General features: G+C 46.8%; 7 protein-coding genes and 1 pseudogene. 3 read left to right on the top strand and 5 right to left on the bottom strand.

Translation table 11 applies throughout. From position 1 onward, the window contains the following. Positions 1 to 17: 17 nt before the first annotated feature. Positions 18 to 593 carry an aminoacyl-tRNA hydrolase gene (locus ENN47_10935; GenBank protein ID HDP78673.1) on the top strand — a complete coding sequence of 192 codons (576 nt, stop codon included), beginning with the start codon at positions 18 to 20 and terminating at the stop codon, positions 591 to 593. Between the two features lie 12 nt (positions 594 to 605). On the opposite strand, the gene uvrB is transcribed toward ENN47_10935, so the two are convergent. From uvrB to ENN47_10955, 4 genes are all read right to left on the bottom strand, one after another. Continuing rightward, positions 606 to 2612, bottom strand: coding sequence for an excinuclease ABC subunit UvrB (uvrB, locus tag ENN47_10940; GenBank protein ID HDP78674.1), 2007 nt, complete (start codon positions 2610 to 2612; stop codon positions 606 to 608). Between the two features lie 299 nt (positions 2613 to 2911). Continuing rightward, the gene (gene ruvA / locus ENN47_10945) at positions 2912 to 3505 is read right to left on the bottom strand and encodes a Holliday junction branch migration protein RuvA (protein ID HDP78675.1); all 594 of its coding nucleotides are present in this window, start codon (positions 3503 to 3505) and stop codon (positions 2912 to 2914) included. Beyond that, positions 3489 to 4808, bottom strand: a complete 1320-nt coding sequence (locus tag ENN47_10950) for a bifunctional folylpolyglutamate synthase/dihydrofolate synthase (GenBank protein HDP78676.1) — start codon at positions 4806 to 4808, stop codon at positions 3489 to 3491. Before ENN47_10950 ends, ruvA begins: the two co-directional genes overlap by 17 nt. Next, a complete protein-coding gene (locus tag ENN47_10955) occupies positions 4805 to 7408 on the bottom strand; it encodes a valine--tRNA ligase (GenBank protein HDP78677.1) in 2604 nt (867 codons plus the stop codon). Before ENN47_10955 ends, ENN47_10950 begins: the two co-directional genes overlap by 4 nt. Positions 7409 to 7536: 128 nt before the next feature. Between ENN47_10955 and ENN47_10960 the strand changes: the two genes are divergently transcribed. Continuing rightward, entirely contained in the window at positions 7537 to 7854 is a 318-nt protein-coding gene (locus ENN47_10960; GenBank protein HDP78678.1) for a cysteine methyltransferase, read from the top strand. Here the strand turns inward: ENN47_10960 and ENN47_10965 are convergent. Then, positions 7851 to 9110: pseudogene (locus ENN47_10965) on the bottom strand (hypothetical protein). The gene ENN47_10960 and the pseudogene ENN47_10965 overlap by 4 nt on opposite strands. Before the next feature lie 181 nt (positions 9111 to 9291). On the opposite strand from ENN47_10965, the gene ENN47_10970 reads away from it, so the two are divergent. Beyond that, positions 9292 to 10788, top strand: coding sequence for a virulence factor MviM (locus tag ENN47_10970; protein HDP78679.1), 1497 nt, complete (start codon positions 9292 to 9294; stop codon positions 10786 to 10788). Positions 10789 to 10919 lie beyond the last annotated feature (131 nt).

Below are 10919 nucleotides of genomic sequence, written 5' to 3' on the forward strand. Positions count from 1 at the left end.
AAGAAGAGGAATAGAGAGTGTTCCTTTTCGTTGGACTGGGAAATCCTGGCCCACGTTATGCGCTTACGAGACATAACGTGGGCTTTCTCTTCGTAGATGAGATGATCAAGCTGGGCCTCAGAAAGACCATTCAGAAGAGGATCTACGAAGCCCATCTTCTTGAGGGTGATGAGAAAATCTATGTGGCGAAGCCTCTCACTTTTATGAACCTCAGCGGTGTTGCCGTCATGATGATGCTGAAGGATCTTAACTTCTCCGATGAAGACACTCTCGTACTCGTTTATGACGACGTATGGATACCCCTTGGAAGGATACGAATCAGAGAAAGCGGTTCAGACGGCGGCCACAATGGATTGAAGTCAGTAATTTCGGAGATCGGTACAAAAGACTTTCCGCGAATAAGAATCGGAGTGGGACCTCTGCCTGAATATGGAGACATAGTAGACTACGTTCTGGGCAAATTCAGCAATGATGAATACGGAAAGGTGAGCAGGGCAATAGATCTCTCGGTCACCGCCGCAAAGGAACTGGTTACAGGTGATATTAGAAAAGTAATGTCGATCTACAACGGTATTGAAACGATCGATTCCTGATCTATAAAATGTCTATATGTTCTGTCTCTTCTTTTTTAGGCTGTACATCTCATCTCTCAGGATCGCCGCATCTTCAAATCTGAGCTCCCCTACGGCCCTTATCATCTCTTCGTTGAGAAGAGCGACGTAATCGTCGTAATCGAGAGACTCCTTAAGTGCGAGGACGCCTTCAAGGTAAGTTGCTCTAGCCTTTTCTTCGCGCTCTTTGTTGAGATCTTCTCCGGCAAACTCTTCGAAGATATTTCTATATAGCGGCTTGACTATTGTTTCGGGAGTTATATTGTGCTCTTTGTTGTAGATTAATTGCTTGAGCCTCCTTCTATTGGTTTCGTCTATTGCCCTCTTCATGGAGCCGGTCACGGTATCGCCGTACAGAATAACCTGACCGTTAATGTTTCTGGCCGCCCTTCCAATAGTTTGAACCAGGGTTGTCTCCGAACGTAGAAAACCCTCTTTGTCCGCATCCATTATCGCAACCAGAGAGACTTCGGGCAGATCGAGCCCCTCTCTCAATAGGTTCACCCCTACTACAACCTCAACAGTTCCGTCTCTAAGCTTTCTCAATACCTCGACTCTCTCAATAGCGTCGAGCTCGGAATGAAGATACTCGGCCCTGATCCCGACTTCGTTCAAATAGTCCGAAAGCATTTCTGCCGCTTTTTTCGTCAAGACGGTGACCAATGCTCTTTCATTTCTCTTCTTGACTTTTCTCATCCTTTCTATGAAGTCGTCGACCTGACTCTCGGTTGGATGTACTATAACTTCGGGGTCGATGAGACCGGTCGGCCTGATAACCTGATCGATTACTCTCGAAGAATGTTCGACTTCAAAGTTTCCAGGCGTTGCAGAGACGAATATTATCTGACCTACGGTGCCGAGAAATTCCTCGAATCTTAGAGGACGATTGTCGAAGGCCGCGGGCAGCCTGAAGCCGTAGTCAACGAGGTTCTTCTTCCTCGAATAGTCTCCCCTGTACATGGCCCCCAGTTGAGGGACTCCTATATGAGACTCGTCAATGAAGGTGATGAACTTCTCTCTATCGAAGTAATCGAGCAGGGTGTAAGGTCTCTCTCCTGGCATCCGACCATCGAAAAACCTCGAGTAATTCTCGATTCCCGAGCAGTAACCAACACTTGAAAGCATCTCCATATCGTACGTCGTACGTTGCTTCAATCTCTGAGCTTCGAGATATTTCCCCTCCCTTTCAAGCTGCTTTATCCTCTCTTCAAGTTCGCTCTCGATATTCCGCATAGCTCCGGAGATCTTTTCCTGAGTCGTAACGAATTCCTTTGCAGGATAGACGGTCACCATATCAAGCTCTTCTATCGTCTTTCTGTTGATTGGATCAAAGGTGACGATCCTTTCTATCTCATCATCAAAGAAGTAAAGCCTTATTCCAAAGTCTTCGTAGGGCGGGAAGATCTCAAAGATCTCTCCTTTTACGTGGAATATTCCTCCCGCTGATATGTCTTCGGAGCGATTGTATTGAATGTTTGCCAGCCGCAGGGCGAGCTCCTTACGGTTCAATGTTTTTCCGCGTTCGATATAGATATTCATCGTTGCAAAGTCTCTCGGGTCACCGCTCGCATAGATTGCAGAGACGCTTGCAAGCACAACTGTATCGTTTCTAGTCAGAACAGACTTCAAAGTGGAAATTCTCATTCTCTCCAGGGTTTCATTTATTTCAGCTTCCTTCTCTATGAAGAGGTCCTTGGATGGTATGTACGATTCGGGCATGTAATAGTCGTAATAACTTATAAAGAGCTCTACCTTGTTTTTCGGAAAGAAAGTTTTGAACTCTCTGTATAGTTGAGCAACAAGAGTCTTGTTTGGAGAGATAACTATCGCCGGTCGTTGAAGGGAGCTGATCAAGTTCGCCATCGTGAAAGTCTTTCCCGAGCCGGTAACTCCCAAAAGAGTTTGAAATCTGTCGCCGCTTTGGAGTCCTTCGATTAGTTTTTCGATAGCTTGAGGCTGGTCGCCCTGGGGTTTGTACGAAGAATCAAGTTCGAAGAGCACCAGATCAACTCCTTTCAATCATAACGGTAAACAATTTTACACCATGCAGTCAGGTGTTTTCAATCGCAAAGATATCCGATTCAAACCAGATCAAATAGGAAGATTCTTGAATCCTTCAGGCGATGAAGGGCGAAGCATCTTTCAACTGTGCAGTTAATTCACGACACACGTCTTCGGCTGTCGTTCGGGGAGACAAACTGACATTTCTCTTCGAATAGGTCTGCCGTCGAGGCTTTCGGCCGTCACGCAGCTTCTCTTTCGCAACGCCAAAGGGTCCCTCGAATGTGCCAGCGCACATCCTACTTTCTTATTTCTTTGAGGGCTTTCTTGAGCAGCTCCTGGGTATCAATCTCTTTGTTCTCTTTCAAGATCTTGACAACGACTTTCTTGGCCTGGTTTTCATCGAAACCGAGGGATGTCAGCGCGACCATCGCCTCTTCACCGCGGGATCGCTGTACAGCCGGCACTTCATCTCCGCTCTCTATTTCCGAAGCATCTATTAAAGAAGCTATCTCAACTATCATTCTCTCGGCGGTCTTCTTCCCAATTCCCGGAAGTGAGGAGAGCTCTGCTACGTTTTTCGAGGAAATGATGTGCTTTATTCTCGAAGGAGAGGCTGAAGACAAGATCTTCATGGCGGATTTAGGCCCTATTTTGCTGGCCTTCAGCAAGATGTTGAACAGCTCTTTCTCTTCATTGTCGATGAAACAGTAGAGTTCCGGCGGTCTGTCCTGCGAATAGGCCATGAATGTCAGAAAATAGAATTCCTTCTCAACTGTAAGTTTTCCGATAGTATTCGGAGTGCAGTTGAGTCTGAAAAACAGACCCCCAACCTGCACCACAACTTCAGATTCCCTTATCTCCTTTACCCGTCCCTCAATGCCTTCCAGCACTTTCCTTCACCCCAGTCAGGCTGTTTCTTATTTCGCTAACCAGATAGAGAGAACCACAGACAAGAATCTTTTCCGAAGTGCATAGAGCCGTCTCGAAAGCTGCCTCGTGAGACTCTACAAGATCTACGAATGAACAATACTTTCTCCACGTATCGGCGACTCTTTCGGGATGAACGCTTCTGTGATTAGGTACTCTGCACACGATAACTCTATCTGTAATATTTGAAAGCGTTTTGATGTTGCTTTCATAATCCTTGTCATCAAGACTTCCAAAAAGAAGCGTAATCTTCTCATCCGGGAAGTACCTCTCCACAGTCCTTCTGAGAACCTTGGCGGCTTCGGGGTTGTGAGCGCCGTCAAGCACGACCGTTTTCGAGTTCACAGAGAAGACCTCGAATCTCCCGGGCCAGCGGACATTCTCCAGAGCTTCTCTCAAGCGCCTCTCATCCACTCCATTGCCTATCTTTTCCAGTCCGATCTCTGTCGCCTTTATGGCGACGGCCGCGTTTGCAATCTGGTGTTCCCCGTTGAGTCTGATCCGGAGGTTGCGGATAGACTTTTTGCCTCGATAGTCGAAAGTGTTTTTGTTTATGTTGTACTCTCTTCCATACGCGTCGAAATCCTTCTGGTAGAAGAAAGCTGGGGCATCCAGTCTTCCGGCCGTTTCGGAGACTATTCTCCTGATTGCCGGCCTCGTAATTCCAGATACTACCGGACTATTGTACTTGATAATCCCCGATTTCTCCTTTGCAATCTTTTCTTCGGTATCGCCAAGAATGGCAGTATGATCTAGTCCTACGCTGGTAATAACCGAAACAAGGGAGGAGTCAATAACATTGCTCGCATCGAATCTGCCTCCCAGTCCTACTTCTAGAACAACTGCATCGCACTTCTTCTCCTTGAAGTGCAAGAAGCTCATTGCAGTCACTACCTCGAAGAAACTCGGGGCGTACTCCTCTCCCTTTCTGTCCATCTTCTCGAGAGAAGGTTCAAGTTTTCTCAGAGTTTCGCAGACATCATCTTCGGAGATATCACTTCCATCGACCTGAATCCTTTCCCGAAAAGTCGTGATGTGAGGGGAGATATTCAGCCCGGTTCTAAAACCGTGAGTCGTTAGTATCGATCTTGCAATTGTCGCAACGCTCCCCTTTCCATTGGTTCCAGTTATATGAACTATAGGATATGATTCTTGGGGATTCCCGAGACGCTCCAGAAGCTCCCTGATTCTGTATAGGCCATACTTGATCTTCCCGTAGGGTCTTGAATTGTACAGATACTGTATAGCTTCTGCATATTTCTTCATCTTAAGTCTTCGATGATCTTCTCGATCCTGCGAATATTGTCTTGACTTATTGAAAGCCTTTCTCTGTTCTCATTCACAACTTCTTCGGGAGCATTGTCGACAAAACTCTTGTTTTCAAGCTTAGATTTGGTTCGGATAAGATCGTTTCTCTCCTTCTCGAGTTTTCCCTGTAATCTCTCGATTTCAGCCCCGGTGTCAATCTCGCCCAATACTACATACAGCGCATTTTCGGTATCTGCCCAGGCTGAAACGCTTCCCGTTGTCTTTTCATCTTCACGGCCGATTTCGTTTGAATTGGAAAGATGAGATACAAGCTTCAGGATCTCTGAATCAATCTCTTTTCCGAGGCAGTAGACATCTGTCTTCGAAGAGGGCGGAATGTTCATCTCTGCCTTGACGTTTCTGATTCCTCTCACTATTTCCATGATCCTCGTAAACTCGTCTTCAGAAGCATCGTCGAAATCCGACTCATTGAACTCCGGCCATTCGGAAGCAATCAACAAGCCTTCGGAAGCCGGGAGTCTTTGCCAGAGTTCTTCAGTTATGTAAGGCATGAAGGGATGAAGCATTTTCAAAGAGGCGTCTAGGGTCTTAATTAGAACATTCTGCGCTACAGTTCGATCTTCGCCTCTTCTATTCAGTCTCGGTTTGATGCTTTCGATGTACCAGTCGCAGAATTCATTCCAGAAGAAGGAATAGATGATCTTGGAGGCCGTCGGGAAATCATAGACGTCGATTGACCTCTCGACTGCTGTAACAGACTTCGCCAATCGGGACATTATCCAACGATCCTCCACAGCTAGCTTCGTTTCATCGATCTCTATCTTTGTGAAGCCCTCCATGTTAAGAAGGACAAACCTCGAGGCGTTCCAGATCTTGTTGGCAAACTTTTTGTAAGTTTCAAAAAATCTAACGTCGAGCTTGATGTCGTGATTCTGGGCCGCAAGAATGGCAAGCGTGAAACGCATAGCGTCTGTACCGTGTTCCTCTATTACGTCAAGTGGATCGATGCCATTCCCCAGTGACTTTGACATTTTTCTGCCGGTCTTGTCTCTGATTAAGCGAGTGATATAGACATGCTCAAAAGGCTTCTCTCCCATGAAGTGGTACCCTGCCATTATCATCCTTGCCACCCAGAAGAAGATGATATCGAAGGCCGTTACCAGAACACTCGTTGGATAAAACGCTTCCAGATCGGACGTCTTTTCTGGCCAGCCTAGAGTCGTAAACGGCCACAGCTGTGAAGAGAACCAGGTATCCAGAACATCTTCATCCTGTCTCAGTTTATCAGAACCGCACTTGGGGCAGAATTCGGGATCATGTTCTTCTACTATTATCTCGCCGCAATCTTCACAATACCATACAGGAACCCTGTGGCCCCACCACAACTGGCGTGAGATACACCAGTCACGAATCTCGCGCATCCAGTTCGAATAAACCTTCTTCCATGTTTCTGGAAAGAAGAGTATCTCTCCGCTCTCAACGGCCTCGATAGCCTTATCTGCAAGCGGTCCAACTTTGACATACCATTGATCGGAAAGAGATGGTTCGACTATGGTATCGCAGCGATAACATCTTCCGACTGCATGAACCATGGGCTCCACTTTTATCAGGAAGCCCTGTTCCTCGAGATCTTTAACGACCTGTTTTCTCGCTTCGTACCTATCGAGTCCGCAATACTCACCACCGTTCTCGTTAATCCTTGCATCTTTATCGATTACCTCGATTACCTCCAGACCGTGTCGCAGGCCTATCTGGAAATCATTGGGATCGTGCGCCGGTGTTACCTTTAGAGCTCCGGTTCCGAAGGAGGGATCTACGTACCTGTCCTGAATTATTGGAATCTCTCTATTGATTAAAGGCAGGATAACCGTCTTGCCGGAAAGGCCCTCGTATCTGTCGTCTGAAGGATAGACTGCGACAGCCGTATCTGCAAGCATCGTTTCGGGTCGAGTAGTAGCGATTACGACGTACTCTTCGCCACCCTTTATAGGGTACTTTATATGATAGAAGGCTCCCTTTTCGTCTTGATGCTCGACTTCTTCGTCGGATAGAACAGTGGCACATCTCGGACACCAGTTCACTATGTATTTGCCGCGGTAAATAAGCCCTTGCTTGTAGAGATCGACAAAGGACTTTCTTACGGCTTCGCTGAGCCCGTCATCCATGGTAAATCTCTCCCTCGACCAGTCAACCGAGCATCCCATTGCTTCTATTTGCTCACGAATTCGCTGTCTGTATTCCGAAGTCCAGTTCCAGGTAGCTTCGAGGAATCTCTCTCTGCCCAGTTCCTTGCGGTTTGTTCCCTTTTTGGCGAGGTCCTTCTCGACTGCGTTCTGTGTTGCGATGCCGGCGTGATCTTCGCCGGGAACCCATAAAGTCCTGAATCCTTTCATTCTCTTGAAACGGATTATGATGTCCTGAATAACGAGATTCAGGGCATGCCCCATGTGAAGGGGGGCAGTAATATTCGGAGGCGGAATCATTATCGTAAACGGTTCGCCCGTTCCTCTTGGTTCGAAATAGCCGCCTTCCTTCCAGCGAGAATACCATTTCTCTTCAAGGTCAGAAGGATTGTATCTGGTGCTCAGCTCCTTCATTCGAAATACCTCCTTATGGGGCTTCTGCAGTTAAATGGAATTATATCACGAAGTAAAACCGTATAATGGGAGATGCCGTTAATATGTAGATTAGCTCTTCGTGCAGTACAATCTTTGAGGTGACGTATATGGAAAACTCAAGAGTCTCGATCTACACAAAAATCTACGACATGGTAAGAAGGGTTCCGTCGGGAAGAGTCGCAACTTACGGCCAGATAGCATCGCTGGTAGGCGGATGTTCTGCAAGAATGGTTGGGTACGCCATGGCGGGAGTTTCAGATGAGACTATTCCTTGGCAGAGAGTGATCAATGCGCGAGGAAGAATCAGCATAAGAGATCCGAACGGGTACTCGCTTCAGAAGGCAATCCTCGAGAGAGAGGGTATCGAGTTTGATGAAAGCGATTCCGTGGACCTTTCCGAATTTGGCTGGGAGGGACCGATCTAAGAAGCCTCTTCGATGACGTGAATAGTCAGGGTATGGGTCCTTTCAACGATTTGATTTTCAAACTCTCCAAAGAATCTGAATATGACAGGAAAGTCTCCCTTCATCTCTGGGGTCCAGCTGAAAACGCAGTGATTATCTTCTTTTGTCAGGGTACCGGCAGTCGTCTCCAGCTCTACTCCGTTTGTAGACTTCCAAATCCATGCATGATCTGAGAAAGACCATTTATCGTATCCGATGTATTGCCATTCCGCAAGAAGAGAGTTTACTCTGAATTCAATTGTCTCTCCAATAACAGCCGTGATCTCGGGAACGGGGATCGTCCTTGAAAATTGCTCGAAGGAATTCAGGTAAAACATGTCCTCCCAGAATGGGACAATGTTTTTACCCGCGCTTTCGTAAGCTTTTTCGACGATCCCTACGCAGGAATAAAGATCTCTTTCGGTAAAGGGAAGATTCCAGTAACCCGACCAGGCAAATCCAACCGACCAAAGAGCGCCCTTACCTGCCGCCTCAAAGATGAATCTCGATATTCGTCGGCGTTCTTGTGGAGTGATCTCTCCCGGATATCTTCGCGCACCGGAAAAACTCGTAGCCCAGTATTTCAGCCATCGGGATTCGTAAGTATCGTACTTGAAGAGACTCACATAGTCATCATTCTGAAGATCATTCGGGAAGACGAATACCCCCTCTTCGACCAAATTGTACCCATGAGTCAGAAAAGGATATGACTCTCCGAAAGTCACACCGTCGTTGAGGCCGAGATTCCCGTCGGTCATAGCTGTTTCTTGATCAACCCCCAGATATAGTGCGGAGTGGGAGGGAATCCAGTTCGGGCCGATGTGATACAGAATGTCGCCTTCAAGAAGAAACTTTCCCGGCAGATGTTGAGCAGCATAAAGAGCGTCTGCTCTGGAAATCAACAGGCAATAGGGAAGCCTTGTAAACCTTACGAGCGTGGAAAGGGAATCTCTGCTGCACTGTGACTGAAACTCGGTTTCTACGGGCAGAAAGGAGGTGCCGCTCAGAATTGGCTGAACCATCAAGAGCTGACCTTCTCCGACATCAAGCTCCAGGTGGGAGAGCTCGAAAAGCGGTCCAGGGACTTCCAAATCACTCTCATAGAAAAAGATCAGAGTAGTCCTTTCAGATATTGACTGCAGTTCGTAAGAGACGACTTCTTCTGTCTGAACATTGTTGAAGTATGCCGTTATGCCTCTGGCCAATTCAAAAGAGTTGTCTCCTGGAATCAGAGTGATCACTCTTCGTTGCGGTACGGTAGAAAACGGTCCGGTGCATCCTGCAAAGAGCAGAATACACAAAGTGACTGAGAAGAAAATGGATCTCCGCATCGACATCCCCATTATTTAGTTTACCATTACGGGGGCTAAAGAGAGATCGGAGGTGTGGTAAATTATACTGTGAGGAACAGGAGGCGTGATGAGAAGGATTCCCAGATCAACATCGGTCGCGGCAGGCACTATAGCGATTCTTACCTTTTCGATTTTGTCGAAGGGTATGGGTTTTTTCAGAGAGATGCTCGTCGCCGGATTGTTTGGTACATCTGCAAATCTAGATGCAGTCTTCGTCGCTATGACCCCGGCTACAACGCTTTCTGGAATAATTGCCGGAGCGCTTGCCGCCATTTTTGTCCCGGTCTATCATTCAATCAGAAAGGAGGACCCGGAAAGGTCAAGAAGATATGCGGGAGCTGTTCTCATTTCCGGTTCACTCGTATTTCTGACTATGGGGATTGTCTTTCTTCTTATTCCTGAACTGGTGATAAAGCTTTTCGCTCCCGGCTTTTCCGACGAAGTGGTGGCCTATGCAGCCAGAAAGCTTAGATATCTCTCTATCTACCCGTTGATTGGCGGAATTGAAAGCATACTGGGCGCGATTCTGAAGTCGAACAGAAGGTTCATTCAATACGGAATTTCACAGCTGTTCTTCAACGTAATTGCGATTCCAGTCATATTTTTCACCGCCCCGTTTCTCTCTGAAGCCTCATACATTCTTGCCTGGATACTCGGAAACGCGATTACGGTGTTGGCGTACTTGCTTCAATCAAGAGAGCTGTTCACTCTTAAGATTGGCAGGGGGACATCGATTGTGGAAACACTTTATCTCAGTCTTCCGCTAATCTTTTCCGGAAGTCTGGGTATCATAAACAACATGGTTGATAAGGCTTTCGTTTCACTCCTTCCACCTGGCCGAGTCGCTTCTTTGCAGTATGCACAAACGCTTCTCGGATTGATCACTTTCACGATATCTGCCTTCCAAATGACTGCATATACCGAACTTTCGGAGCTCGTAGTTGCAGACGACAAAGAGAGAGTGAAGGAGCGGCTAAGGAAAACCGTTACAACTTCCCTGAATATTTCTCTTCCTCTTGCGGCCTGGATCATCATGATGGCTGAGCCTCTTGTGAAGATAATCTATCAGCGGGGAGAGTTTGACTCGAATTCCACAAGCCTTGTAAGCATGGCTCTAATAGGTTACGGGGCGCTAATAGTGCTTTCACCGATCTCCCATACTTGCTCGAGCTATTTTACGGCAAGAAAGAGATTGAAGGCGATTACCATGGTATCTGTGTTCTCAATCTTCTTGAATGCTTTTTTTGACTGGCTTATGCTTGAACCTTTCGGTCACGCAGGAATCGCGGCAAGCACTTCGATCGTTGTCCTAAATGCCACAATCATTTATGTTCTGCTCATTGGAAGAGAGGGTCTGAATTTCATGCCCTACAAACGAATAATTAGGCTTGTTGGATTCTCAATTGCAGTTTATCTTGTCGTTCTTCTTCTGAGGTTCAAAACAGGCACGACGCTCTGGCTTCTTGTGGGAAATGGCCTTTTCTTCTCTTTGTTTTTCATCAGTGCAAAGAGTGAGATTAGAGCAATCTCATCAAAGATTAGTTCGCTTTTCAGAAGAAAGTGATCACGAGAAACGTTCATAACTCGATTTTCCTCGAAATCGAATGGGAAAACAGGAGGAAGAAATATGAGAGATGTAGTCGTAATCGGCGCCGGCCCTGCCGGGCTCTTCACAGGGATAAGCTGCACAACGAT

Origin of the sequence: Mesotoga infera, from assembly GCA_011045915.1 — a bacterium.
Lineage (GTDB): Bacteria > Thermotogota > Thermotogae > Petrotogales > Kosmotogaceae > Mesotoga > Mesotoga infera_D.

What these genes read in the sequence shown, in the direction of transcription:
- ENN47_10970 (HDP78679.1), top strand. Translation starts at nt 9,292, where the DNA reads ATGAGAAGGATTCCCAGATCAACATCGGTCGCGGCAGGCACTATAGCG.
- ENN47_10950 (HDP78676.1), bottom strand. Translation starts at nt 4,808, where the DNA reads ATGAAGAAATATGCAGAAGCTATACAGTATCTGTACAATTCAAGACCC.
- ENN47_10955 (HDP78677.1), bottom strand. Translation starts at nt 7,408, where the DNA reads ATGAAGGAGCTGAGCACCAGATACAATCCTTCTGACCTTGAAGAGAAA.
- ENN47_10960 (HDP78678.1), top strand. Translation starts at nt 7,537, where the DNA reads ATGGAAAACTCAAGAGTCTCGATCTACACAAAAATCTACGACATGGTA.